The 24,112-nt window shown below is 71.9% G+C and carries 24 protein-coding genes; 11 read left to right on the forward strand and 13 right to left on the reverse strand.

Annotated features, from left to right (window positions below; all coding sequences use genetic code 11):
* Positions 1–155: 155 nt before the first annotated feature.
* Complete coding sequence (locus ACFV20_RS24025; protein ID WP_385659555.1) at positions 156–788, forward strand: HAD family hydrolase; 633 nt, start codon at positions 156–158, stop codon at positions 786–788.
* Here the strand turns inward: ACFV20_RS24025 and ACFV20_RS24030 are convergent.
* Positions 767–1,015: a hypothetical protein gene (locus tag ACFV20_RS24030; RefSeq protein WP_385659556.1), complete on the reverse strand. Its 249-nt coding sequence runs from the start codon at positions 1,013–1,015 to the stop codon at positions 767–769. The genes ACFV20_RS24025 and ACFV20_RS24030 overlap by 22 nt on opposite strands.
* A gap of 164 nt (positions 1,016–1,179) precedes the next feature.
* On the opposite strand from ACFV20_RS24030, the gene ACFV20_RS24035 reads away from it, so the two are divergent.
* Positions 1,180–1,563 carry a cold-shock protein gene (locus tag ACFV20_RS24035; RefSeq protein WP_003991106.1) on the forward strand — a complete coding sequence of 128 codons (384 nt, stop codon included), beginning with the start codon at positions 1,180–1,182 and terminating at the stop codon, positions 1,561–1,563.
* Positions 1,564–1,645: 82 nt separating this feature from the next.
* On the opposite strand, the gene ACFV20_RS24040 is transcribed toward ACFV20_RS24035, so the two are convergent.
* From ACFV20_RS24040 to ACFV20_RS24055, 4 genes are all read right to left on the reverse strand, one after another.
* Positions 1,646–2,494 carry a 1,4-dihydroxy-6-naphthoate synthase gene (locus ACFV20_RS24040; RefSeq protein ID WP_385659558.1) on the reverse strand — a complete coding sequence of 283 codons (849 nt, stop codon included), beginning with the start codon at positions 2,492–2,494 and terminating at the stop codon, positions 1,646–1,648.
* Positions 2,484–3,140 (reverse strand): futalosine hydrolase, encoded by a 657-nt coding sequence (locus tag ACFV20_RS24045; protein WP_385659560.1) that lies wholly within the window; start codon positions 3,138–3,140, stop codon positions 2,484–2,486. Before ACFV20_RS24045 ends, ACFV20_RS24040 begins: the two co-directional genes overlap by 11 nt.
* A gap of 23 nt (positions 3,141–3,163) precedes the next feature.
* The gene (locus ACFV20_RS24050; protein WP_170320984.1) at positions 3,164–3,637 is read right to left on the reverse strand and encodes a DUF2771 domain-containing protein; all 474 of its coding nucleotides are present in this window, start codon (positions 3,635–3,637) and stop codon (positions 3,164–3,166) included.
* Positions 3,638–3,714: 77 nt separating this feature from the next.
* Positions 3,715–5,148, reverse strand: coding sequence for an MFS transporter (locus tag ACFV20_RS24055; protein WP_385659739.1), 1,434 nt, complete (start codon positions 5,146–5,148; stop codon positions 3,715–3,717).
* 271 nt (positions 5,149–5,419) lie between these two features.
* On the opposite strand from ACFV20_RS24055, the gene ACFV20_RS24060 reads away from it, so the two are divergent.
* The 3 genes from ACFV20_RS24060 (at position 5,420) to ACFV20_RS24070 (ending at position 10,692) form a co-directional block, all read left to right on the forward strand.
* A complete protein-coding gene (locus ACFV20_RS24060; RefSeq protein ID WP_385659563.1) occupies positions 5,420–6,346 on the forward strand; it encodes a DUF3027 domain-containing protein in 927 nt (308 codons plus the stop codon).
* Between the two features lie 115 nt (positions 6,347–6,461).
* Entirely contained in the window at positions 6,462–9,590 is a 3,129-nt protein-coding gene (locus tag ACFV20_RS24065; protein ID WP_385659564.1) for a sacsin N-terminal ATP-binding-like domain-containing protein, read from the forward strand.
* Positions 9,591–9,783: 193 nt separating this feature from the next.
* Entirely contained in the window at positions 9,784–10,692 is a 909-nt protein-coding gene (locus ACFV20_RS24070) for a hypothetical protein (protein ID WP_385659566.1), read from the forward strand.
* Positions 10,693–10,773: 81 nt separating this feature from the next.
* On the opposite strand, the gene ACFV20_RS24075 is transcribed toward ACFV20_RS24070, so the two are convergent.
* The 3 genes from ACFV20_RS24075 to ACFV20_RS24085 form a co-directional block, all read right to left on the reverse strand.
* Complete coding sequence (locus tag ACFV20_RS24075) at positions 10,774–13,167, reverse strand: HAD-IC family P-type ATPase (RefSeq protein ID WP_385659568.1); 2,394 nt, start codon at positions 13,165–13,167, stop codon at positions 10,774–10,776.
* A gap of 133 nt (positions 13,168–13,300) precedes the next feature.
* Positions 13,301–14,146: a class I SAM-dependent methyltransferase gene (locus ACFV20_RS24080; RefSeq protein WP_385659569.1), complete on the reverse strand. Its 846-nt coding sequence runs from the start codon at positions 14,144–14,146 to the stop codon at positions 13,301–13,303.
* Positions 14,147–14,257: 111 nt separating this feature from the next.
* Positions 14,258–14,545 (reverse strand): DUF2530 domain-containing protein, encoded by a 288-nt coding sequence (locus ACFV20_RS24085; protein WP_385659571.1) that lies wholly within the window; start codon positions 14,543–14,545, stop codon positions 14,258–14,260.
* A 118-nt stretch (positions 14,546–14,663) separates the two neighbouring features.
* Between ACFV20_RS24085 and ACFV20_RS24090 the strand changes: the two genes are divergently transcribed.
* On the forward strand, positions 14,664–16,115 hold the full coding sequence (locus ACFV20_RS24090) for an NCS2 family permease (protein WP_385659573.1): 1,452 nt from the start codon (positions 14,664–14,666) through the stop codon (positions 16,113–16,115).
* Here ACFV20_RS24090 and ACFV20_RS24095 read toward each other — a convergent pair.
* Positions 16,075–16,320, reverse strand: coding sequence for a ribbon-helix-helix protein, CopG family (locus tag ACFV20_RS24095; RefSeq protein ID WP_385659575.1), 246 nt, complete (start codon positions 16,318–16,320; stop codon positions 16,075–16,077). The genes ACFV20_RS24090 and ACFV20_RS24095 overlap by 41 nt on opposite strands.
* A gap of 149 nt (positions 16,321–16,469) precedes the next feature.
* On the opposite strand from ACFV20_RS24095, the gene ACFV20_RS24100 reads away from it, so the two are divergent.
* Positions 16,470–16,907 carry a MarR family winged helix-turn-helix transcriptional regulator gene (locus ACFV20_RS24100; protein ID WP_030849396.1) on the forward strand — a complete coding sequence of 146 codons (438 nt, stop codon included), beginning with the start codon at positions 16,470–16,472 and terminating at the stop codon, positions 16,905–16,907.
* Positions 16,908–16,936: 29 nt separating this feature from the next.
* Positions 16,937–18,313: an MFS transporter gene (locus tag ACFV20_RS24105; protein ID WP_385659578.1), complete on the forward strand. Its 1,377-nt coding sequence runs from the start codon at positions 16,937–16,939 to the stop codon at positions 18,311–18,313.
* 20 nt (positions 18,314–18,333) lie between these two features.
* Here the strand turns inward: ACFV20_RS24105 and ACFV20_RS24110 are convergent, their stop codons facing one another.
* Together ACFV20_RS24110 and ACFV20_RS24115 are read right to left on the reverse strand one after the other, a co-directional pair.
* Positions 18,334–18,921, reverse strand: a complete 588-nt coding sequence (locus ACFV20_RS24110; protein WP_385659580.1) for a Uma2 family endonuclease — start codon at positions 18,919–18,921, stop codon at positions 18,334–18,336.
* A gap of 100 nt (positions 18,922–19,021) precedes the next feature.
* A complete protein-coding gene (locus ACFV20_RS24115; protein ID WP_385659582.1) occupies positions 19,022–19,543 on the reverse strand; it encodes a GNAT family N-acetyltransferase in 522 nt (173 codons plus the stop codon).
* Positions 19,544–19,568: 25 nt separating this feature from the next.
* Between ACFV20_RS24115 and thpR the strand changes: the two genes are divergently transcribed.
* A complete protein-coding gene (gene thpR, locus ACFV20_RS24120; protein WP_385659584.1) occupies positions 19,569–20,141 on the forward strand; it encodes an RNA 2',3'-cyclic phosphodiesterase in 573 nt (190 codons plus the stop codon).
* Between the two features lie 229 nt (positions 20,142–20,370).
* Here the strand turns inward: thpR and ACFV20_RS24125 are convergent, their stop codons facing one another.
* Positions 20,371–21,363 (reverse strand): aldo/keto reductase, encoded by a 993-nt coding sequence (locus ACFV20_RS24125; RefSeq protein WP_385659586.1) that lies wholly within the window; start codon positions 21,361–21,363, stop codon positions 20,371–20,373.
* 77 nt (positions 21,364–21,440) lie between these two features.
* On the reverse strand, positions 21,441–22,115 hold the full coding sequence (locus ACFV20_RS24130) for an SGNH/GDSL hydrolase family protein (protein ID WP_385659588.1): 675 nt from the start codon (positions 22,113–22,115) through the stop codon (positions 21,441–21,443).
* Positions 22,116–22,239: 124 nt separating this feature from the next.
* On the opposite strand from ACFV20_RS24130, the gene ACFV20_RS24135 reads away from it, so the two are divergent.
* A complete protein-coding gene (locus ACFV20_RS24135; protein ID WP_385659590.1) occupies positions 22,240–23,214 on the forward strand; it encodes a WD40 repeat domain-containing protein in 975 nt (324 codons plus the stop codon).
* A gap of 42 nt (positions 23,215–23,256) precedes the next feature.
* On the forward strand, positions 23,257–24,048 hold the full coding sequence (locus tag ACFV20_RS24140; protein WP_385659591.1) for a hypothetical protein: 792 nt from the start codon (positions 23,257–23,259) through the stop codon (positions 24,046–24,048).
* Positions 24,049–24,112: the final 64 nt, after the last annotated feature.

Genomic DNA, 24,112 nt, shown 5'->3' on the forward strand with positions numbered 1-24,112 from the left:
GCGCGCGCCGACCGGGACCCGCCCTCGAAGCCCCTCGCGCCGGCCGGACCCCCCTCGAAGCCCCTCGCGCCGGCCGGGCCCCCCTCGAAGCCCCTCGCGCCGGCCGGTCACGGGCGGGCGCCTGCCGTGCACACCGGCTGGGCACAATGGCCCATATGGCCTCCATGACCCCGCCCGCGCTCACCGTCGGCTTCGACCTCGACATGACCCTCATCGACTCCCGGCCCGGCATCCGCGCCTGCTACCAGGCGCTGTCCGAGCGGACGGGCACGTACATCGACGCCGACCTGGCGGTCACCCGGCTCGGGCCGCCGCTGGCCGACGAGCTGATCCACTGGTTCCCGGCCGAGGAGATCCCGGTCATGGCGGACCTGTACCGCGAGATGTACCCGACGATCGCCATCACCGCGACCCCCGCGCTGACCGGCGCCCGCGAGGCCATCGCCGCCGTACGGGAGGCCGGAGGGCGCGCGATGGTCGTCACCGCCAAGTACGAGCCCAACGCCAAGCTGCACCTCGCCCACCTCGGCATCGAGCCCGACGCCGTCGTCGGCGACCTGTGGGCCGAGCAGAAGGCGCAGGCCCTGCGCGCGCACGGCGCGGGCGTCTACGTCGGCGACCACGTCGGGGACGTCCGCGGGGCCCGGGCCGCCGGGGCGCTCTCGGTCGCGGTGGCCACCGGCCCCTGCCCGCCGGAGGAACTGCGCGCGGCGGGCGCGGACGTCGTCCTCACCGATCTGACCGAATTCCCCCGGTGGCTTTCGGACTACCGCCCCGCGCGCGCCTGACGCCGTCCCGCCGCCACGGAACACAGCACTCCCGCACCGGCCATCAGGAATCCGACGGCCATGAGCATGCTCAATCCGAACATGTACGTCGGAAAGGGAGTCGTCCCGAGCAGCAGAGGGGCGACCGTGACCAGTGTGGCCACGGCACCGATGAAGAAGACGACGGCTCCGGCCCGGACCAGACGGTCTCCGGGAGCGGCGGAATTCGTTTGGGTTTTGTCACGCACCCGACCAGGGTAGTTCCCAGCGCGAAGGAACAACCGGGTGACGTCTTGTCACCGGCTGCAAGAGCATTAGCCTTGGTACCGGCGGGTCCGTACGACCCGCCCGAGTGCTATCAAGAGCCGTTTCCCGAAGCAGTTTTCCGACGAGTACGAGGACGAGGACAGACGTGCCCACCGGCAAGGTCAAGTGGTTCAACAGTGAGAAGGGCTTCGGCTTTCTCTCCCGCGACGACGGCGGTGACGTCTTCGTCCATTCCTCGGTCCTCCCCGCCGGAGTCGAGACACTCAAGCCGGGTCAGCGAGTGGAGTTCGGCGTCGTCGCCGGACAGCGCGGTGACCAGGCGCTGTCCCTGGCGATCCTGGACCCCACCCCGTCCGTCGCCGCCGCGACCCGCAAGAAGCCGGACGAGCTGGCCTCCATCGTCCAGGACCTGACGACGCTGCTGGAGAACATCACGCCCATGCTGGAGCGGGGCCGCTACCCGGAGAAGACGGCCGGCAAGAAGATCGCCGGCCTGCTGCGCGCGGTCGCCGACCAGCTGGACGTGTGACGCCGAACAGAACGTGTGACGCCGAACAGAACGCCTGACGCCGATCAGAACGTCTGACGCCGACCGGGACGTGTGACGGCGCTCAGGGAAAACGCAGCGCGTCCGGGCCGAGGGGCGGTACGAGCCCCTCGGCCGCCGCACGGGTGAGCAGCCCGCGCACGGCCGCGTAACCGTCCTCGCCCAGCCCCGCGGTGAACTCGTTGACGTACAGCCCGATGTGCTGGTCGGCGACGGCCGGGTCCATCTCCTGGGCGTGCTCCATGACGTACGGCCGGGACGCCTCGGGGTCGTCCCAGGCGGCGCGCACGGACGTGCGGATCGAGTCGGCCAGCAGCCGCAGCTTCTGCTCGCCCAGCGACCGCTTGGCGATGATCGCGCCCAGCGGGATCGGCAGCCCGGTGGTGTGCTCCCAGTGCTCGCCCATGTCGGCGAGCTTGTGCAGCCCGTACTCGCCGTAGGTGAAGCGTGCCTCGTGGATCACGAGCCCCGCGTCGACCTTCCCGTCCCGCACGGCCGGCATGATCTCGTGGAACGGCATGACGACGATCTCGCCGACCCCGCCGTCCAGGGTGTCCGCGGCCCACAGCCGGAACAGCAGGTAGGCGGTGGACTTCTCACTGGGCACGGCGACGGTGCGGCCGGCCAGGTCGGTGCCGGCCTCCCGCGTCAGCACCAGCGGCCCGCAGCCCCGCCCCAGCGCGCCCCCGCACGGCAGCAGGGCGTAGTCGTCGAGGACGTAGGGCAGCACGGCGTACGACACCTTCAGCACGTCGAACTCGCCGCGCTCGGCCATGCCGTTGGTGATGTCGATGTCGGCGAACGTCACGTCGAGGGCGGGCGCGCCGGGGACCCGGCCGTGGGCCAGGGCGTCGAAGACGAACGTGTCGTTCGGGCAGGGCGAGTAGGCGATCTGCAGCTGCTCAGCGGTCATGCCGGTTCCAACCCTCCAGTACGGGGGTGAGCTTCCCGAACCCCTCGGTCAAGGCTGCCAGGGCGTCGGCGATGCGCCACGCGGCGCGGTCGCGCGGGCCCACGGGATTGGAGATCGCCCGGATCTCCAGCACGGGCACGCCGTGCGCGGCGGCGGCCTCGGCGACGCCGAAGCCCTCCATGGCCTCGGCGAGGGCGGTGGGGTGCCGCTCCCGCAGCGCGGCGGCCCGGACGGCCGTCCCGGTGACGGTCGACACGGTGAGCACGGCCCCGGTGCGGGCTCCGGTGGCCTCGGCGACCCGCCGTACGAGATCGGCGGGCGGCTGATGCCTGACCGTCCCGAACCCGAGCTCGGTGACCGGCACGAACCCGTCCGCGGTCTCGGCCCCAAGGTCGGCCGCGACGACCTCGTCGGCGACCACCAGCGACCCCACGGGCGCCCCGGGCTGGAACCCGCCCCCGATCCCGGCGGACACGACGAGACCGTAGGGCTCACCGCCCAGATCGGCGCGGGTGAGAGCCGAAGCGACACAGGCGGCGGCGAGCGCGGGCCCGACACCACCGGCGATCACCTCGACGCCGCTCACCCCGGCGCAGGCTCCGGCCACCGCGTCCCGCTCCACGGGAACCGCGGTGGCGACCAGCACGCGGCGAGGGCCGGCGGCAGTGATCAGGCGTCCTTCTTCAGCTTGAAGTTCCAGAGCCCGGACGGGTCCTTGTCGCCTTCCTTGATGGACACCAGCGTCGAGTTGCCCTGCGCGCCGTACTGGGCGTTGAAGAACACGCTGCCCGGAATCGTGCGGTAGGTCTTCGTGCTGGAGTCGGTCAGCGGCTGACCGTTCATCAGGATCGTCCAGCCCTCGTCGGCGATCTCGGGGTCCACCCCGAAACGCACCGTCTCGTCGGGGTCGACGGAGATGCTCTTGATGCCCTTGTCCTTCAGGCACCCGGCGAGATCGGACGGCTTCAGGGCGTCGCCCTCGCCGCCGCAGGTGGCCTCGGAGTTCACCGAGTCGCTGCCCACGGTGACCGTGGCCATCGGCGTCGGCTTGTCACAGGCCGACAGGACGAGCAGTCCGGCGGATACGACGCCGGCGACGGCGACGGCGCGGCGGCGTCGCACAACGGATTGCAACGTGTTCATGGGCGAAGGCTATCGGGCCCGCGCGGCGGACCGCCCACGCGGGGTACGGCTCCCCGGGAGATCCATCGGAAGAACCCCTACGCCACCCGCGCCCGCCCCGGGCCGCCGCGCCGGGCCGAGTCGATCAGCCCCCGTACGGTCGTCACCCACCCGACGCCGACGATCGCGGCGCCCACAGCCAGCCCGGCCGTGCCGTTGAGCGGCATCGCGATGCCGATCGCCCCGCCCAGCACCCAGGACATCTGCAGCAGCGTCTCGGAACGGGCGAAGGCCGACGTACGGACGCTCTCGGGCACGTCCCGCTGGATCAGCGCGTCCAGCGACAGCTTGGCCAGGGCCTGGGCGAACCCGGCGATCGCCGCCAGGCCGGCCACCATGACCGCGCCGAAGAACACGGCGGCCGCGATCGCCGCGCCCGCCACGCACGCCACCACCGTCACGATGATGATCTCCGGCGCCCGGGAGCGCAGCCACGCCCCGACGGCCGTACCGAGCGCGTTGCCCACGCCCGCCGACACGCCCACGATCCCCAGCGACACGGCGGCGCTCTGGCCGGAGACCGGGTGCTCGCGCAGCAGGAACGCCAGGAAGAAGATCAAGAACCCGGTCAGACAGCGGATGGCGGCGTTGGCGGCCAGGGCGTGGGTGACGGCCGGGCCGACCGTGCGCAGCCCGGGGCGCTTGACCGGCTGCCGGTGCGGCCCGTGCAGATGCTGCTCGTCCGCCGCCAGCAGGGCACGGTCCTCGCCCTTGGCGGAGTCGACCTTCGGCGGCAGGGTGAACGACAGGACCGTCCCCGCCACGAACAGCACGAAGGCGCCGTACAGGGGCCAGCGTGGGCCGATCTGCTGGAGTCCGGCGCCGACGGGCGCGGCGATGCCGGTGGCGAGCAGGCCGCCCAGGGTGACCCGTGAGTTGGCCTTCACCAGGGAGAAGCGCGGTGGCAGCAGCCGGGGCACGACGGCGCTTCGCACCACGCCGTACGCCTTCGACGAGACGAGGACGCCGAGCGCGGCCGGGTACAGCTCCAGGCCGCCACTGACGACCGCGCCGGACAGGACGAGCGCGAGCAGCGCCCGGGCCAGCATCGCACCGGCCATGGCGGCGCGGCGGCCGTGCGGGAGACGGTCCAGGAGAGGGCCGATGACGGGCGCGAGGAGCGTGAAGGGCGCCATCGTGATGGCGAGGTAGAGCGCGACGCGCCCGCGCGCCTCGTCGGTCGGCACCGAGAAGAAGACGGTGGAGGCGAGGGCGACGGTGATCATGACGTCGCCGGCGCCGTTCACCCCGTGCAGTTCGATCAGCTTGCCGAGGCCGGACTCGCCCGCGCCGTGCGCGTGCGTGGCCTTGCGGATGCCGCGGGCCGCGCCGGTCACCGGGAAGTGCAGGGCACGGCCGACCTTGCGGAAGGAGCCGCCCACACGGCCCGGTCCGCCCGCTCGGATGCCTCCCTTGACCCCTTTCGACCCACCGGTCCCGGTGGCGCCCGGGGGTGTCTTCGCGGCTGCCACGACGTCATAGTGCCCCGAGAAGGCCGCGGGTAGTGCCATTACCGCTTGTATAGGGCCTGTGGGGTGACTCCCGGGGCGGCGGCCGCGGATCCGGTGGGCGGCGCAACAGGACCGTCGGTGTACGCGAAGTGGGGCGGAAGGGTAGCGTGCGTATCTCAGCCATCCCGCAAAATGGAGGAAGGACGTCGACGCGGTCCCCCGGTCCGCTCCGTCCGCCCCTGTGCCGGGAGTGGCGCACTCGTGAGACGGCGTATGGAGAGAAGCGATACCTGTGAGCGCAGCGACAACGCGAAGCCGCACCCCTGACCGTCTGTGCGCCGAGGCCGTCGACCTCGCACGCGCCGCAGCCGAGGAGGCCGCCGCGCCGGGGATCGTCGGTGAGCACGTGGGGACGGTCTCCGAGGGGGACCGCGTTGTCACGCACTTCTTCGAGTGCCGGGAGCTCGGCTACCGGGGCTGGCGCTGGGCCGTGACCGTGGCCCGGGCCTCCCGCGCGAAGATCGTCACGGTGGACGAGGCGGCGCTGCTGCCCGGCCCGGACGCCGTGCTGGCGCCCGAGTGGGTGCCGTGGAGCGAGCGGCTGCGCCCGGGCGACCTGGGGCCCGGCGACCTGCTGCCGACCGACGCCGAGGACCTGCGGCTGGAACCGGGCTACTCGGGCGAGGACGAGGCGGCCCCGAAGGTGCCCGTGTCGCACGAGATGGCCGACCTGGTCGAGGCCGAGGACGCCGACCTCACGGGCGCTGCCGCGTCCGGCTTCACGGTGGCCCCCTCCCGTGGTTCGATCCCGGCGGTCGCCGAGGAACTGGGCATGCGCCGGGCCCGCGTCCTGTCCCGCTACGGCCTGCACAGCGCGGCCGACCGCTGGGAGGAGGCGTTCGGCCCCAAGACCCCCATGGCGCAGTCGGCGCCCGCCCCCTGCGTCAGCTGCGGCTTCCTCGTCCCCATCGGCGGCTCCCTCGGCCAGGCCTTCGGCGCCTGCGCCAACGAGTTCTCCCCGGCCGACGGCCGCCTGGTCTCCCTCGCCTACGGCTGCGGCGGTCACTCCGAGGCCGCCGTCATGCCCCGGCCGCCCCAGCCGGCCGCCCCGGTCATCGACGAGACCCGCGTCGACCCGTTCCCGCTGCGCCCGGCCCCGGACTCCGGCTCGGTGACACCGACGGCCGACGCGGACACGGAGGAACTGGGGCACTCATAGCCTCCCCGGGTCCTGCGGCCACGGCCTCCGGCCGTCCGCGCGCACGCCGTGTGCTCCCCAAGCGGTACCTTCTCCTCACGTCCAGCGCCATGGCCGCGAGGAGAAGGAACGGAACGTGAGCAGCAAGTTCGTGCGGCCCGCCGCCGAGGGGGCCGATCCGTTCGGTACCGCCCGTCTGCGGCGCGGTGTCCTCGACGCCTGGGCCACCAGCCCCGCCCGGTTCCGCGAGGACGCCAACGCCGAGGAGGATCTGGTCCTCGGCGGCTACCGGGACCGGCTCGTCGTGGAACTCGCCCAGAACGCCGCCGACGCGGCCGGCCGGGCGGGAGTGCCGGGCCGGCTGCGGCTCACCCTGCGCGACGGCGTGCTCGTCGCCGCCAACACCGGCGCCCCGCTGGACGCGGCCGGCGTCGAGTCGCTGTCCACGCTGCGCGCGTCGGCCAAGCGGGACACCGGCGACACGTCCTCCGTGGGGCGGTTCGGGGTCGGCTTCGCCGCCGTGCTCTCCGTCACCGACGAGCCCGCCGTCGTCGGCCGGCACGGCGGGGTGCGGTGGTCGCTGGCCGAGGCCAGGGCACTGGCCGCCGAGACCGCCCGGCACAGCCCCGGTCTCGGTGACGAGATCCGGCGGCGCGACGGCCACGTCCCCCTGCTGCGGCTGCCGTACGCCGCCGAGGGCACCGCTCCCGCCCCCTACGACACCGCCGTCATCCTGCCGCTGCGCGACACCCCGGCCGCCGACCTCGCCGAGCGCCTCCTGCGGGCCGTCGACGACGCCCTGCTGCTCACCCTGCCCGGGCTCGAAGAACTGGTCGTCGAGATCAACGGGGAGAGCCCGCGGACCCTCACCCGCCGCACCGACGGCGCCTTCACCGTCGTCGACGACTCCGCGCGCGGCGTCACCCACTGGCGCACCGCCGCCGCCCACGGCCCCCTCACCCCCGACCTGCTCGCCGACCGGCCCGTCGAGGAGCGGCTGCGGCCCCACTGGTCCGTGACCTGGGCCGTGCCCGTGGACAGTGACGGCAGCCCGGCCCGGCCCCGCACCCAGGCCGTCGTGCACGCCCCCACCCCGAGCGACGAACCGCTCGGCGTCCCGGCGCTGCTCATCGCCTCGTTCCCGCTGGACTCCACCCGCCGGCACGCCGCCCCCGGCCCGCTGACCGACTTCCTCGTCCAGCGCGCCGCCGACGCCTACGCCGAACTCCTCGGCGGCTGGCGGCCGGTGACCGGCGGGATCATCGACCTCGTGCCGGGCCCGCTCGGCAGGGGCGAACTGGACGGCGCCCTGCGCCAGGCGATCCTCCAGCGGCTGCCGCGGACCTCCTTCCTGCCGCCCGCGCTCCCGCCCCGCGAGGACGACGAGCTGCCGGAATCCCTGCGGCCGCGCGACGCCGAGGTCGTCGAGGGCGCGGGCGCCGACACCGTGCGCGTGCTCGCCGAGGTGCTCCCCACCCTGCTGCCCGCCGGACTGGAACGCCGCGCCGAGCTGCGGACCCTGGGCGTCGCCCGCGTCCCGCTGACCGACGCGATCGACCGGCTGGCCGGCCTGGAGAAGGACCCCGGCTGGTGGCGGCGGCTCTACGACAGCCTGGCCGGGATCGACCCCGACCGCCTGTCGGGGCTCCCGGTGCCGCTCGCCGACGGCCGGACGGCCATCGGGCCCCGGCAGATCCTGCTGCCGGGCGCGGAGGCCGCCCGGATCGACCCCGGGGTGCTGGCCCGGCTCGGCCTCAAGGTCGCCCACCCCGACGCCGCCCACCCGATCCTGGAGAAGCTCGGCGCGCTGCCCGCGACACCCCGGGCGATCCTCACCACCCCGCAGGTCCGGGTCGCCGTCGCCGCCTCCCTGGACGACGAGGGCGGTGTGAACTGGGAAGAGGACTCCCTCGACGCCGAGGAACTGGCCGACACCGTGCTCGCGCTGGTGCGGGACGCCGGCCTGGAGCCCGGTGACGAGCCCTGGCTGGGCGCGCTCGCCCTGCCCGACGAGGACGGCGAACCGGCACCGGCGTGCGAACTCGTCTTCCCCGGCGGGCCCTTCGCGCAGGTCATGCGCGAGGGTGAACTCGCCGCCGTGGACGCGGAGCTGGCCGGGAAGTGGGGCGAGCAGCCGCTCGCCGCCTGCGGTGTCCTGGTGGACTTCGCGCTCGTCCGCGCCACGGACGTCGTCCTCGACCCGGACGAGCTGGAGCCCCGCGAGGGCGACTTCGCCGAGCCCGACGACGCGGGCCTGCTGGACGCCGTCGACGTGTGGTGCGAGGACGTCCTCGACCGCTTCCCGGACAGCCCGGTGCCGCCGGTCGCCACCGAGATCGTCGCCGTGCGCGACCTGGACCTCGTCGACGAGGACAAGTGGGCGCAGGCGCTGGCGCTGCTGTCCCGGCCGCCGCTGCGGGACGCGATCGTGCAGCCCGTGCGGATCCTGCTGCCGGACGGGACCCACGAGCTCGTCCGCCCGTACACCGCCTGGTGGCTGCGCGGGAACCCGGTGCTCGACGGCCGCCGCCCGGCCGGCCTGCGGGCCGCCGGCGGCGACCCGCTGCTGCGCGGGCTCTACGACGAGGCCGACGCGACCGGTTTTGAAGACGAGCAGGTGCTGCGGGCGCTGGGCGTGCGGACCTCCGTCGCCGCGCTGCTGGACGAGCCCGGCGGCGCCGCCGAGCTGCTCGACCGGCTCGCCGACCCCCAGCGGGAGGTGACGGGGGCCCAGCTGCACGCCCTGTACGGGGCGTTGGCCGAGCTGGATCCCGAGCAGGTGACCCTGCCGGACGACCTGCGGGCCGTCGTCGACGGCCGGGTGGAGGTCGTGGACGCGGCCGACGCCGTGGTGTGCGACTCGCCGGACCTGCTGCCGTTCACCGAGGGCGTCCCGCTGCTCCCGGTACGCCCGTCACGCGCCGCCGGGCTGGCCGAGCTGTTCCAGGTGCGGCGGCTGAGCGAGTCGGTCACCGGGGAGGTCACCTCCGAGGGCACCGAGCACGAGGTGCCGGAGCCGGTGCGGGTGCTGCTCGGCCGGCCGGCCCCGTCCTCCTACGTCGAGCACGAGGAACTCGTCGTCGACGGCGTGGAGATCGACTGGCGGCTCACCGACGACGGCGTCCTGCACGCCGCCACCCTGGAGGGCGTCGCCGCGGGGCTCGCCTGGGCGGCGGGACAGTGGCCGCGGCGGTTCGAGGTGGCGGCCCTGCTGGAGGACCCGTCCCGCACGGACGAACTGGCCCGGGACCGGTGGTTCGACTGAGCCGGGGCGGCGTGCGGCGGGCCGCCGCGGGCACGTACGACACGCGGGAGAAACTCCCGCACAAATTTTTCACCTGTCGTACAACCATGCGTATGCCTGAGGTATCTGATCACGTGAGTCAACAGACTCCACGATCACTTGGGCCCCGAGAGCCGACGACGAGCGCCGGGGCCCCTCTCCACCTGGAGAACGCATGCGTATCCGAGCCACCGTGGCCGCCGTCACCGGCGCCCTGGCCCTCTCCGTCCTCGCCGTCCCGGCCGCCCAGGCCGCGGACCCGAAGGTTCCCGCGGACATCGCCGCCGCCAGCGAGGTCGTCCACGCCGACTCCGGCCGGTCGGCCTTCGTCGGCGCCGTGGACGGCGAGCCGACCCTCCTGAACGCCACCTTCTCCTCGGTGAAGGTCAACAACGGCAAGAACATCGCCGTGGGCACCACCAACCTGGTCAAGGTCCCCGTGTCCTTCACGCTGACCCACGGCAAGGAAGTGAACATCCACGCCGCCGACTTCTTCGCGGGAGTCGAGCTGTACCGCGGCGCCTCGTTCGAGGAGTCGGAGTTCTTCTTCGACAGCAACGACGCGACCTGCACGGACTCCTCCGCGACCGTCGCGAGCTGCAAGGCCACCGTCGAGATCGACCCGTTCGCGCTGCTGAACGAGGACGCGGGCTCCTGGAAGGCGGCCGCGTTCGCGGTCGCGTTCAACGGCGAGGACCCGGAGAACCCGAACCTGGACAACGTCGGTGTCGCGGTGAAGGACCCGACGAACTCCTTCAAGCTCCAGCGCTACTCCAAGCTGACGGTCAACGCCTCGCCGGAGCCCGTGAAGAAGGGCAAGACCATCACGGTCACCGGCAAGCTGTCCCGCGCCAACTGGGACGACAACAAGTACCACGGGTACACCAACCAGTCGGTGAAGCTGCAGTTCCGCAAGAAGGGCAGCGACACCTACACCACCGTCAAGACCATCAAGTCCAACAGCACGGGCGAGCTGAAGACCACCGTCACCGCCTCGACGGACGGCTACTTCCGCTACTCCTTCGCGGGCACCACGACCACCCCGGCGGTCAACGCCACGGGTGACTTCGTCGACGTGCAGTAAAGACGCCCCGTCAGGGGCGCGGGGAACTGCGCGGCAAGCCACGACGGCGCCGCAGCGCACATGAACCGCGCCCCCTCGCCGCTACGCGGGAAAGCGGCGGTCCACCCACCTCCACAGGAGTTCCAGGGCGGCCGCCGCCACCGCCGCGACGCCGACGGCGGTCCATGGCATCGTCACCCCCACCAGCTGCAACGCGAAGAAGTGCTGCAGCCACGGCACGACCAGCACCACCAGGAACGCCCCGCCCATCGAGACGACCAGGGCGATCCGCCACCACGTGTAGGGGCGGGCGATGATCGCCAGCACCCACATCGAGACCAGGAACAGCGTGAGCGTCGCCGCGCTGGTCTCCGCGTCCAGCGCCCCCGCCCCCGTGTAGTGCTCGCGGGCGAGCAGATACGTCGCGAAGGTCGCCAGCGCCGCCACGGCCCCGCCCGGGATCGCGTACCGCATGACCCGCCGCACGAAGTTCGGCCTCGCCCGCTCCTTGTTGGGCGCGAGCGCCAGGAAGAACGCCGGGATGCCGATGGTGAGCGTCGACAGCAGGGTCAGATGGCGGGGCAGGAACGGGTACTCCACCTGCGAGCACACCACCAGCACGGCCAGCAGCACCGAGTAGACGGTCTTGACGAGGAACAGCGTCGCCACCCGCGTGATGTTGCCGATGACCCGGCGCCCCTCGGCGACCACCGACGGCAGCGTCGCGAAGCTGTTGTTCAGCAGCACGATCTGCGCCACCGCCCGGGTCGCCTCCGAGCCGGAGCCCATCGCCACGCCGATGTCCGCGTCCTTCAGGGCGAGGACGTCGTTCACCCCGTCGCCCGTCATCGCGACGGTGTGCCCCCGGGACTGCAGCGCGCCCACCATGTTCCGCTTCTGCTGCGGGGTGACCCGCCCGAACACCGTGCCGTCGTCGAGGGCGGCGGCCATCCCGTCCTGGTCGGCGGGCAGCCGGCGCGCGTCCACGGTGGTGCCCGCCAGCCCGAGCTTGGCGGCGACCGCCCCGACCGACACCGCGTTGTCGCCGGAGATGACCTTGGCCCGGACGTCCTGGTCGGCGAAGTAGCGCAGGGTGTCGGCGGCGTCCGGCCGCAGCCGCTGCTCCAGCACCACCAGCGCGGTGGGCTGCGCGCCCTTCGCCACGTCGGGATCGTCCAGCTCCCGCGCGACCCGGGCCAGCAGCAGCACGCGCAGACCCTGCTCGTTCAGCCGCCCGGTCTCGGCCAGGGCCGGATCGTCCTCGGCCAGCAGCACGTCGGGCGCACCCAGCAGCCACCGGCCGGACCGCCCGTCGCCCTCGCTGAAGGCGGCGCCGCTGTACTTGCGGGCCGAGGAGAACGGCAGGGCCTCGGTGCAGCGCCAGCCCTCCACGGCCGGGTAGGCGTCGATGATCGCCTTCAGGGAGGCGTTCGGCCTGGGGTCCGACGCGCCGAGCGCGCCGAGCACCTTCCGTACGTACGTCTCGTCGGCGCCCTGGAGCGGGCGCAGCTCGGTGACGTCCATGCCGCCCTCGGTGAGGGTGCCGGTCTTGTCGAGGCAGACCGTGTCGACCCGGGCCAGTCCCTCGATCGCGGGCAGCTCCTGCACCAGGCACTGCTTGCGGCCGAGCCGGATCACGCCGATGGCGAAGGCGACGGAGGTGAGCAGGACGAGACCCTCGGGGACCATCGGGACGATGCCGCCGACCGTGCGGGCGACGGAGTCGTCGAAGGCGTTCTCCTTGACGACCAGCTGGCTGACGACCAGCCCGATCGCGGTCGGGACCATCATCCACGTGACGTACTTGAGGATCGTGGAGATGCCCGAGCGCAGCTCGGACTGGACGAGGGTGAAGCGGGAGGCCTCCTCGGCGAGCTGGGCGGCGTAGGCCTCACGGCCGACCTTCGTCGCCTGGAAGGCCCCGCCGCCCGCGACCACGAAGCTGCCCGACATGACGTGGTCGCCCGGCTGTTTCACGACCGGATCGGCCTCGCCCGTGAGGAGCGACTCGTCGATCTCCAGGCCGTCCGCCTCGACGCAGACGCCGTCGACCACGACCTTGTCCCCGGGCCCGATCTCGATCAGGTCGTCCAGCACGATCTCGCTCGTGCCGACCGGGGCGGCCGTCCCGTCGCGGCGCACGGTCGGCCGGACCTCGCCGATCAGCGCGAGCGAGTCCAGCGTCTTCTTCGCCCGCCACTCCTGCACGATGCCGATACCGGTGTTCGCGAGGATCACGAACCCGAACAGGCTGTCCTGGATGGGCGCGACCACCAGCATGATCAGCCACAGCACGCCGATGATCGCGTTGAAGCGGGTGAAGACGTTCGCACGGACGATGTCGAGGGTGGACCGGCTGCTGCGCACCGGAACGTCGTTGACCTGCCCGCGCTCCACCCGCTCGGCGACCTGAGCCGCGGTCAGGCCGGTCTCGCGGGAGGTGACCGTCGCCGGCCGAGCGGAGTCGGGGCGGGCACCCGCGTCGAGATGCGTCATGCATTCGACGGTACGTGCGGTTTTGCCGCTTCACCCGCTGAATGCGGCGAAGATCCGACCCGGGGTGGACGGACTCCGTGCCGTCGTCCTACGGCAGTTGTATGCCGTGGGACCACGGTGCCACGGCCCGCCGTCAGCCCGCCCGGCGCGCCGTGAGGAGCAGGTACTCCCACTCCAGGGCGGTCCCGCCCTCGCCCCTGCCGAGGTCGCCGTCGCGGGCGAGGTCCACCAGGGCGCCGTCGAGGGCCGCGGCGCGTTCGGGTTCATCGGCGATGTTCTTGTAGACGCTGATGGTGGGGCCGTAGCGCTCCTTGAAGTAGTCGCGGAACGCCTCGGGGGTCTCGAAGCGGTCGACGCGGACCGTGCGGCGCTCGGCGCGGACGTCCGTGACGCGGTCGCCGAGCAGGGCGCGGACATGGTCCTCGTCCCCCCACAGCGGAGGCGGCTCGGCCCCGGGCGGGGGCGGCGGCGCGTACGGCTTCATCGTGGCGAACATCCGGCCGATGAAGCCCTGCGGTGTCCAGTTGAGCAGCCCGATGGTGCCGCCCGGGCGGCAGACCCGGACGAGTTCGTCGGCGGCCTGCTGGTGGTGGGGGGCGAACATGACACCGACGCAGGACAGCACGGTGTCGAACTCCGCGTCGCGGAAGGGCAGGGCCTCGGCGTCGGCCTCCTGCCAGGCGAGCCGTGCCCCCTGCTTCTCGGCCACCCGCCGGCCGGCCTCGAAGAGTTCCGGGGTCAGGTCGGAGGCGACCACGTCCGCGCCGGTCAGGGCCGCCGGGATCGCGGCGTTGCCGGAGCCGGCCCCCACGTCCAGCACCCGCTGTCCGGGCCGCACCCCGCACGCCTGGACCAGGATCGGGCCCAGCTCGGGGATGATCTCGGCGGCCAGGGAGGGGTAGTCGCCCTGGGCCCACATCGCCCGGTGCTTGGACTTCAGGGCGCGGTCGGCCTCGGCCACGCTGTTCTGCATCGTCATCACTGCGCTCCTCACCGGTCGGGCGGCGGATCCGCGCCGACGGTTCTCGAGCGTTTCGCCGCCTCCTACGAGCGTAGGGAGGGGGCGGGGGCGTGTCTCGGCGGAGAACGGTCAGGACGGCGTCTGGTCGACCGGGGGTGCCGTCGCCGGGTCACCGGCCGCGGCCCGCTTGAGCGCGGCGTCGCGCCTGCGGACGTACCAGATGCCGATCAGGCCCAGGCCGCCACCGGCCAGGCAGGTCCACACCCACCAGGAGTGGCCATGATCGTCGAACCAGCCGTAGAAGGGGAGCTGAACCAGGAAGAGGACGAACCACAGGATGGTGCCGCCGGTGATGGTGGCGACCACGGGGCCCTCCAGGGGCTCCGGCGCCTCGTGTCGGGGGGTCCACTTCGCCATGGGGAACAGCTTACGAGGCGATCAGGTCTACGCGCGGAGATGGCCGGGAGGGGCTTTATATGTTCATACTGAAACGGTTTGTGTCTGACCACTTCTCTTCGTAGGAACCACCAAATACATGTCCTCCTCGGCTCCCGCCAAGGCCCCCGCCCCTGATCAGCCGGGAGCCGGGCGCACGTACGGCGCACTCGACCGCTTCTTCCGGATCTCCGAGCGGGGCAGCACCCTGCCGCGCGAGGTCCGGGGCGGTCTCGCCACCTTCTTCGCGATGGCCTACATCATCGTGCTGAACCCGATCATCCTCGGCAGTGCCAAGGACATGTACGGTCACCAGCTCGACAACGGGCAGCTGGTCACCGCGACGGCCCTCACGGCCGCGCTGACCACCCTCCTCATGGGCGTCATCGGCAACGTCCCGATCGCGCTGGCCGCGGGTCTCGGCGTGAACTCCGTCGTCGCCCTCCAGCTCGCCCCGCGCATGTCCTGGCCGGACGCGATGGGCATGGTCGTCCTCGCCGGGTTCGTGGTCATGCTGCTGGTCGCCACGGGGCTGCGCGAGCGCGTCATGAACGCCGTGCCCTACGGTCTGCGCAAGGCCATCTCCATCGGTATCGGCCTGTTCATCATGCTGATCGGGCTGGTCGACGCGGGCTTCGTCTCCCGGATCCCGGACGCCGCGCAGACCACCGTCCCGCTCCAGCTGGGCGGCGACGGTCACCTGAACGGCTGGCCGGTGCTGGTGTTCGTGCTCGGCGTGCTCCTGACCCTGGCGCTGATCGTGCGCAAGGTCTCCGGCGCGATCCTGATCTCGATCGTCGCCATGACGGTCCTCGCGGTGATCATCAACGCGGTGGCCGAGGTGCCGAGCTGGGGCCTGACCACGCCCACCTGGCCCGGCAACCCGGTGGCGAGCCCGGACTTCGGGCTGATCGGGCAGGTCAGCCTGTTCGGCGGCTTCGGCAAGGTCGGCGTGCTGACCGGCGTGCTGTTCGTCTTCACCGTGCTGCTGTCGTGCTTCTTCGACGCGATGGGCACGATCATGGGCGTCTCCGACGAGGCGAAGCTGACCGACGGCGAGGGGCAGATGCCCGGCATCAACCGCGTGCTGTTCGTCGACGGCCTCGCGGTCGCCGCCGGAGGTGCCAGCTCCTCCTCCGCGACGACCGCGTTCGTCGAGTCCACGGCCGGTGTCGGCGAGGGCGCCAGGACCGGCCTGGCGAACGTCGTCACCGGCGGCCTCTTCGCCGTTGCCCTGTTCCTGACGCCGGTCGCCACGATGGTGCCGTCCCAGGCGGCCACCCCGGCCCTGGTCGCGGTCGGCTTCCTGATCCTGGCCGGGTCGGTCAGGGAGATCGACTGGGCGGACTACACGATCGCCGTCCCGGCCTTCGTGACGATGCTGATGATGCCGTTCACGTACTCGATCACCAACGGCATCGGCATGGGCTTCATCACCTTCGTGGTGCTGCGGCTGGCGGCCGGGCGGGGCCGGGAGGTGCCGGCGGCGATGTACGCGGTGGCGGCGGTGTTCACCTTCTACTACCTGATGCCGGCGCTGGGTCTGACCTGATACCCGCCCCCGGAGGCGCGGGGGCGCCGTAGAACTTCTCCGTCTCCTCGACGGCGGCCTGGAACCGCTGGTCGAAGTCATCCCGAATGAGCGTCCGGACGACATAGTCCTGGACGCTCATTCCCCTTTTCGCGGCCTGGTGCCGGAGCCGTTCGAGCAGGTCGTGGTCTATTCGCAGGCTGAGCACACTGGTCCCCATGAGCACGAGGGTCGCGGTACCGTTCGGTCCGGCGGGGCACCTTTTGCCGCCGTGTCACCCAGATGAGTGATGTCACGGTTCAGTGGCGGGCGTCACGGGTGACGGTGCGCGTTCCGGCTGGTCTTTAGCGAGAGTAATGAGTTACGCTAAAGAACATGCCGGACCTCAGCCATGGCGACGACGTAGCCGCCGTGAACTCCCTCCGCTCCGCAGTGATGCGGCTGTCCCGTCGGCTCAAGCACCAGCGGGTCGACGAATCGCTCAGCCCCACCGAGATGTCGGTGCTGGGCACCCTGTCGCTGTGCGGCCGGGCCACCCCGGGCGAGCTCGCCCGCAAGGAGCACGTGCAGCCGCCGTCGATGACCCGCATCGTGGCACTGCTGGAGGCCAAGGGCCTGGTCCGGCTGGAGCCGCACCCCGAGGACCGGCGCCAGAAGGTCGTCACCCGCACCGAGCAGGCCGAGGCCATGCTCGAGGAGAGCCGCGCCAAGCGGAACGCGTTCCTGGCCACGCTGGTGGAGAACCTCGACGAGGACGAGTGGGCGAAACTCCGCGCCGCCGCCCCCGTGCTGGAGAAGCTCGCGCATCTGTAAGCAGCAGTCGTCGCAAGGAGGCGAACCCTTTGAGTTCGGGACCCGGAGCAGCTTCCGCCCCCGCACCTGACCCCCACGATTCCCCGCCCGCCTCCGACACACCCGCCGCCCCGCCCGCCCGCACGTCCTCGATGTTCTCCTCCCTGAAGGTCAGGAACTACCGCCTGTTCTTCATGGGCCAGGTCGTCTCCAACATCGGCACCTGGATGCAGCGCATCGCCCAGGACTGGCTGGTGCTCAGCCTCACCGGCTCCTCCGCCGCCGTCGGCATCACCACCGCCCTGCAGTTCCTGCCGATGCTGCTCTTCGGCCTCTACGGCGGTGTCCTCGTCGACCGGCTGCGCAAGCGGCCCACGCTGCTCGTGACGCAGTCCTCCATGGCGCTCACGGCGATCGCCCTGGCCGTCCTCACCCTCACCGGGCACGTCCAGGTGTGGCACGTGTACGTCGCCGCCTTCGCGGTCGGCCTCGCCACCGTCGTGGACAACCCGGCCCGGCAGTCCTTCGTCTCCGAGCTGGTCGGCCCGGGGCAGCTGCAGAACGCGGTCAGTCTGAACTCGGCGAACTTCCAGTCGGCCCGCCTGGTCGGCCCCGCCGTCGCGGGCCTGCTCATCACCGGCGTCGGCACCGGCTACGCGTTCCTGTTCAACGGCCTGTCCTTCATCGCGCCGCTCACCGGTCTGCTGCTGATGCGCGCCCGGGAGCTGCACCTCGTGGAGCGCGCCCCGCGCGGCAAGGGGCAGCTGCGGGAGGGCGTGCGCTACGTCACCGGCCGCCCGGAGCTGATCTGGCCGATCGTCCTGGTCGGCTTCGTGGGCACCTTCGCCTTCAACTTCCCCGTGTACCTGTCGGCCTTCGCGGACGACGTCTTCCACGCGGGCGCGGGCGCGTACAGCATGTTCAACACGCTCATGGCGGTCGGCTCGGTGGTGGGCGCACTGCTCGCCGCGCGGCGGGGCACGGCCCGGCTCCGGCTGCTGATCGTGGCGGCCATGGCCTTCGGCGCGCTGGAGATCCTGGCGGCGACGACCCCCACGCTGTGGATGTTCGCCCTGCTCATGGTCCCGCTGGGCCTGTTCGGCATGACGGTCAACGTCACGACGAACACCAGCATCCAGATGTCGACGGACCCGGCGATGCGCGGCCGTGTCATGGCCCTCTACATGATGATCTTCCTCGGCGGCTCGCCGGTCGGCGCCCCGATCGTCGGCTGGATCACCGACACCTACGGCGCCCGGATCGGCCTCGCGGTGGGCGGCGCGGTGGCGGCACTCGCCGCGGCCGTCATCGGCCTGATCCTGGCCCGGGTCGGCAACCTGCGCCTGTCGGTGGGCTGGCACGGCGGGCATCCACGGGTGCGGTTCGTGCCCCGGGAGCAGCAGGAGGCGCTGGCCCCGGCGGCGTAGTGGGCGTAGTGCGGTGTCGGTCAGTCCCGGGGGAACTCGCCGGTCTCGAGGACGAGCCCGACCGCGGTGCCCGTCAGGTCGATCTCGTCCCCGAAGTCCAGGCTCAGCTCGCCCCGGTACTCGCCGTCCTTGGGCTTGGTGTGCAGATGCCAGCGGCCGGTGTACGGATCCACGATCAGGTACACCGGCACGCCGGCGGCGGCGTAGGCGTCCTTCTTGGGGCCGTAGTCGTTGGCGCCGGTCTTCCTGGAGATCACCTCGGCGACGAACTCGACGTCCTGGTAGCGCCACAGGCCCTTGTCGTTCTTCGCAGAGTTCTCCGCCATCACGGTGATGTCGGAGGCGAAGCCGTTGAGGTGGCCCGGGTAGTCGACGCGGACGTCGGACTTCACGCGCTTGCGCGGATACTTGCTGCGCAGCTGGTCGTAGATGTCCGCGATGATGTCCCAGTGGGTGTCCCGCTGAGGCGCCATGAAGATGTTCCCCCCGACGATCTCGACCTTGTAACCCTCGGGGACGGGCATCGTCTCCACCCACTCGAACATCATGTCGAGGGTGAGTTCGCCGCTGCTTTCGGCCATCTCGATCCTGTCGTCAAGGACGGTCATCGTGGCGCTCCTCCCCGGCCGCACCCGTGGATGAATCCGGCCGAGCAGTACAACGATACGCACGGTGACCGGGACACGCCCGGGTCCGCGGGACCCGTGCCTACACCCTCCGCGCCAGCAGCTGCCCCGGCCACTTGTCCTCGCCGACCGTGAAGGCCACGGTGCGGGTGAAGCCGTTGGACTCGTAGTAGCGGACGAGCTTGCCGTCGTCGCCGGCGTAGCAGTCGACGCGGAGGAGGGAGATGCCGGCGCGGCGGGTCTCCTCGGCGGCGTGCGCGAGCAGGGCGCTGCCCACGCCGTGACCCTTGAAGCGGCGGTCCGAGGCCAGCCAGTGGATGTAGCGCTCGGGCTCGCCGGGCTGCGGGAGGTGGGACAGGTAGGCGCCCGCCGAGCCGGTCAGGGTGAGGGTGCCGGCCGGGACGCCGTCGACGTCGGCCATGTACACGCTGCCCTCCGCCATGTACCGGCGGACCGACTCCACCGTCTTCGGGCTCTGCGACAGGGGCTTCGTCCCCCACTGCCCCGTGCGCCCCTGGGAGACCAGCCACTCCACGCAGCTGTCGAGCATGCCGAGTATCCCGGGAATGTCGTCGGGCCCGCCGTCCCGGATGGTGATCCGCATGGGCTCATGGTGCCAGGCTGGACCCATGAGACTCTTCGCGGCCGTGCTGCCCCCGGACGAGGTGTGCCGGGAACTCGGCACCGTGGTGGACGAGTTGCGCGGGCTGCCCGGCGCCGACGGCATGCGCTGGACCGGCCGCCCCGGCTGGCACTTCACCCTCGCGTTCTACGGTGAGGTCGACGACGGTCTCGTCCCCGGGCTGTCGCAGCGGCTGGAGCGGGCCGCACGCCGTACCGAGCCGTTCGCCCTGGCCGTCCGGGGAGGCGGGCAGTTCGGGCGTGGGAAGGCGCTGTGGGCCGGGGCCGAGGGAGACGTGGCGAGCCTCCGGCTGCTGGCCGAGCGGGCCGAAGCGGCGGCGCGCAAGGCGGGGGTGCCGATGGGGGAGCACCGGCGTTACAAGGCCCACCTGACCGTGGCGCGGAGCCGGGCGGCGGGGGATGTGCGGGCCTTCCTGGACACCCTCGCGGGCTTCACGGGCCGGACCTGGACGGTGCGGGAGCTGTGCCTGGTACGGAGCAATCTGCCGACGTCCGGGGTGCCGGGGGAGCAGCCCCGGTACGAGGCGGTCGGGCGCTGGGCACTCGGGGGTGCCGGTTAGGCTCGGTGCCGTGGACCCGAAAACCCGCAACCGGATCATGGCCGGTGTGCTCGTGCTGATGTTTCTCGTCGTCGCCCTCGCTTCCGTGATCGGGAAGTAGCGGGGCCGGGGGCTTCCCTGGTCGTTCTTCGGCCGCGGGCCGATGGGGGGCTGGTCGCGCGGTTCCCCGCGCCCCGGAGGGGCGCCGGGAACCCCGCGGCCCGAAAAGAAGGGCGTGGGCCGCCCCCGATCACCAGGCGAAGGCCTCCGGGCTCGGGCCCGGGCCCGGGAAGATCTCGTCCAGGCCGGCCAGGAGCTCCTCGGAGAGGTCCAGCTCGGACGCGCGGACGGCGGAGGCGAGCTGTTCCGCGGTGCGCGGGCCGACGATCGGGCCGGTCACGCCGGGGCGGGTGAGCAGCCAGGCCAGGGCGGCCTCGCCGGGCTCGATGCCGTGCTTGTCGAGCAGGTCCTCGTAGGACTGGATCCGTGCGCGGGTGGCGGGGTCGGCGAGTGCGTCGGCCGCGCGGCCGGAGGCGCGGCGGCCGCCCTCGACCTCCTTCTTGAGGACACCGCCCAGCAGACCGCCGTGCAGCGGCGACCACGGGATGACGCCGAGTCCGTACTCCTGCGCGGCCGGGATGACCTCCATCTCGGCGCGCCGCTCGGCGAGGTTGTACAGGCACTGCTCGCTGACCAGGCCGATGGTCCCGCCGCGCCGGGCGGCGATCTCGTTGGCCTGGGCGATCTTGTAGCCGGGGAAGTTCGACGATCCGACGTAGAGGATCTTGCCCTGCTGGACCAGGACGTCGATGGCCTGCCAGATCTCGTCGAAGGGGGTGTCCCGGTCGACGTGGTGGAACTGGTAGACGTCGATGTGGTCGGTCTGGAGCCGCTTGAGGCTGGCGTCCACGGCCCGCCGGATGTTGACCGCGGAGAGCTTGTCGTGGTTGGGCCAGGCCGGGCCGTCGGCGCCCATGTTGCCGTAGACCTTCGTGGCGAGGACGACCTTGTCGCGCCGTCCCTCGCCCTTGGCGAACCAGGTGCCGATGATGCTTTCGGTACGGCCCTTGTTCTCGCCCCACCCATAGACATTGGCCGTGTCGAAGAAGTTGATGCCCGCGTCCAGCGCCGCGTCCATGATGGCGTGGCTGTCGGCCTCGTCGGTCTGCGGGCCGAAGTTCATGGTGCCGAGGACGAGCCGGCTGACCTTGAGTCCCGTGCGTCCGAGCTGCGTGTACTTCATGGTGTCCAAGCCAACGTCTTGGAGTGCGCTCCAGGCAAGCACGAACCCGCGGGTGCCCGCCGCCCTTTCGCGGACGGCTACTGCGCGTACGGCCCGGCCAGGTCCCAGCCCTGGTACATCGCCTCCGCGAACGCCGCCGCGATCTTGTGCTCGCCGCTTCCGCTCGGGTGGGTGCCGTCGTAGGTGTCGGCGTGGATGTCGTACGACGGGGGCAGTGAGGCCAGGAGGACGGGGGAGCCGGGCTCATCCAGGTCGGCGGCCGTCTTCGCCAGCAGTTCGTTGAAGCGGGTGACCTCGGTGGCGAAGGGCTGGTCCGTCGCCGCGCGCACGTTCGGGATCACCGGCAGCCACACCATCCGCACCCGCCGGTTCGCCGCCCGGGCCTCGGACGCGAACGCCCGGACGTTCTCGGCGGTCTGCTCCGCGTTGGTGTAGAAGCCCAGGTCGATGAGGCCGAGGGAGACCAGCAGGACGTCCGCGCGGCAGGACCGCACCGCCTCGCCGATCAGCGGCGCCATGTGCAGCCAGCCCTCGCCCCAGCCGGCCAGGTGGCCCCGGGGGAAGTCCGGTTCGGCGTACGCGTACGACTCCGGGGCCTCGGCGAGCTTGTCGTAGAGGGTCTCGCGGGGCCCGACGAGGGTGCAGGGGCCGCCGTAGGACCGGGACAGGTGCTGCCACAGCCGGTAGCGCCATGTGTGTTCGCCCGCGCTTCCGATCGTCATGGAGTCACCGACGGGCATGAACCTGAGCATCCGCTCATGATGAACGATCTCGACGGCCGACGGGGTGTGAGTCGGGACACGCGCCCCGTCCGCGCACGGGGGCCTGTGATCCATTACGCCGGTGAACCGCCGGGCCGGATGGCAGGCTTGGGGTATGCGCAGACCGTTCGCACTGCTCGCCGCCGCCCTCCTCACGGGCGCCCTCGCCGTGCCCGCCTCCGCCGCCGACGGCGACGAGAAGTTCACGATCAGGGATCCGCGCATCACCGAGTCCAGCGGCCTGGCGGCCTCACGGCAGCACCCTGGCATCTACTGGACGCACAACGACAGCGACGACGGGGCGTACCTCTACGCCGTCGACAGCTCGACGGGCGAGACGGTCGCCACGATCACCATGTCCGGCGTGGGCAGCCCGCGCGACGTCGAGGCCGTCTCCATCGGGCCGGACGACCAGATCTACGTCGGCGACATCGGCGACAACCTCGGCGGCACCTGGCCGTACGTCTGGATCTACCGGCTGCCCGAGCCGAAGAACCTGCGCGACCAGACGATCAAGGCCACCCAGTACGTCGTGAAGTACTCCGACGGCGCGCGGGACGCCGAGTCCCTCGTGGTGCACCCGAAGACCGGCCGTGTCTACATCGTCGACAAGAACGAGAAGGGCGGGCACCTGTACGAGGGACCGGCGGAGCTCTCCCCGTCCGGTGCGAACGTGTTCCGGCCGGTCGCCGCGGTCCCCGACCTGGAGGCCACCGACGCCACGCTTTCCCCGGACGGCGAACATCTCGTCGTCCGCAGCTACTTCGGCGCGATCGCCTACGACTGGAACGGCGGGAGGATCAAGAAGAAGGAGCGGCTCGGTGTGCCGTTCCTGGGGCAGGGCGAGTCCGTCACCTACACCGCCGACGGCACGAAGCTGATGTACGGCGCCGAGGGGGCGGACAGCCCCGTGGAGCCGCAGGACGCGCCGGGGTCGGACGGGTCCGATGCGGCGTCGGGCAGGGGCGGTTCGGGCTCGTCCGGCGGCGGCGGCGAGGGCCTGGGCGGCAACCTCAAGACCGGGGCGATCGCCGCCGGTGCGGCCCTGGTCGCCCTGTTCGGCTGGCGGACACTGAGGCGCCGGCGCTAGGCCGTTTCGTTCGGATCTTGCGAGGCTTGTCATACTTCCCGAGTGGAGAGGCGAACCGAGGAGGCAGCGCGGCGTTGGCTGGCTGATCAGGGCGTCCGCCAGGTGGGCGACGGGTGGGTGAGCGACGAGCGGCCGGACGTGTTGCTGACAGCCCATCAGGTGGCGCAGTCCTGGGCCGGCGATGTGTTCGCAGAAGATCTGGATGCGGCCGACCGGCTGCGGTTGGCCTTCGGGCTGCTGGGCCTCCTCGACGACTACTGGGTCACGTGCGAGATCCGGTTCGCGAACGAGAGTGCGGAAGGCCCCCTGCCGGCCGACGTGCTGTGGGACGGCTACCGTCAGCTGCTGGAGGCGGACCGGGACGTCGAGGCCGTCACCTACTCGCTGTGGGTGGACTGGTTCGAGGACCGCACCACTTCCGCGACGGCCTTCGCCGAGGTCCTCGGTAACGACATCGACCGCGTGGTGGCCGAGGGATCGGAAGCCCTGCTCCGCCGAGCCCGTCGCGTTCTGGAATGTTCAGGCCCGGTGCGCTGGACGGTGAAGGAGCCGACGTACCGCACCGTCATGCGGCTTCCCGCCCTGCACTCGGCCGTCTTCCGCGGCCTCCTGGCGAGCTTCCACGACGTCTACGGCGACCTGGAACCGGCTGCCGCACTGGCCCTCCTTGACCAGCTGGATCTCCCCACGAACACCCAGCACCTCGCCCAACTGCGCCACGTACTCGCCGCCGGGCACAAGAACCGCCACCGCAGCCCCGGCGCCTGGGAGGCCGGAGTCCGGCAAGCCGAGCCGGCGGCGGCCGTGGTGGAGAGACACCTCCCGGAGTCTTGACGTGCTCATGTTGCATGAGTTCTCTGGGGGGTGCGCGGCATGATGGGAGCGCTCCCATTCTGTT

Source organism: Streptomyces sp. NPDC059696 (assembly GCF_042733745.1).
Taxonomy (GTDB): domain Bacteria; phylum Actinomycetota; class Actinomycetes; order Streptomycetales; family Streptomycetaceae; genus Streptomyces.

Coding starts and splice junctions, on each gene's coding strand:
- ACFV20_RS24025 (WP_385659555.1), top strand. CDS start 156: ATGGCCTCCATGACCCCGCCCGCGCTCACCGTCGGCTTCGACCTCGAC.
- ACFV20_RS24040 (WP_385659558.1), bottom strand. CDS start 2,494: ATGACCGCTGAGCAGCTGCAGATCGCCTACTCGCCCTGCCCGAACGAC.
- ACFV20_RS24050 (WP_170320984.1), bottom strand. CDS start 3,637: ATGAACACGTTGCAATCCGTTGTGCGACGCCGCCGCGCCGTCGCCGTC.
- ACFV20_RS24070 (WP_385659566.1), top strand. CDS start 9,784: ATGCGTATCCGAGCCACCGTGGCCGCCGTCACCGGCGCCCTGGCCCTC.
- ACFV20_RS24075 (WP_385659568.1), bottom strand. CDS start 13,167: ATGACGCATCTCGACGCGGGTGCCCGCCCCGACTCCGCTCGGCCGGCG.
- ACFV20_RS24080 (WP_385659569.1), bottom strand. CDS start 14,146: ATGACGATGCAGAACAGCGTGGCCGAGGCCGACCGCGCCCTGAAGTCC.
- ACFV20_RS24085 (WP_385659571.1), bottom strand. CDS start 14,545: ATGGCGAAGTGGACCCCCCGACACGAGGCGCCGGAGCCCCTGGAGGGC.
- ACFV20_RS24090 (WP_385659573.1), top strand. CDS start 14,664: ATGTCCTCCTCGGCTCCCGCCAAGGCCCCCGCCCCTGATCAGCCGGGA.
- ACFV20_RS24100 (WP_030849396.1), top strand. CDS start 16,470: ATGCCGGACCTCAGCCATGGCGACGACGTAGCCGCCGTGAACTCCCTC.
- ACFV20_RS24110 (WP_385659580.1), bottom strand. CDS start 18,921: ATGACCGTCCTTGACGACAGGATCGAGATGGCCGAAAGCAGCGGCGAA.
- ACFV20_RS24115 (WP_385659582.1), bottom strand. CDS start 19,543: ATGCGGATCACCATCCGGGACGGCGGGCCCGACGACATTCCCGGGATA.
- thpR (WP_385659584.1), top strand. CDS start 19,569: ATGAGACTCTTCGCGGCCGTGCTGCCCCCGGACGAGGTGTGCCGGGAA.
- ACFV20_RS24125 (WP_385659586.1), bottom strand. CDS start 21,363: ATGAAGTACACGCAGCTCGGACGCACGGGACTCAAGGTCAGCCGGCTC.
- ACFV20_RS24130 (WP_385659588.1), bottom strand. CDS start 22,115: ATGCTCAGGTTCATGCCCGTCGGTGACTCCATGACGATCGGAAGCGCG.
- ACFV20_RS24135 (WP_385659590.1), top strand. CDS start 22,240: ATGCGCAGACCGTTCGCACTGCTCGCCGCCGCCCTCCTCACGGGCGCC.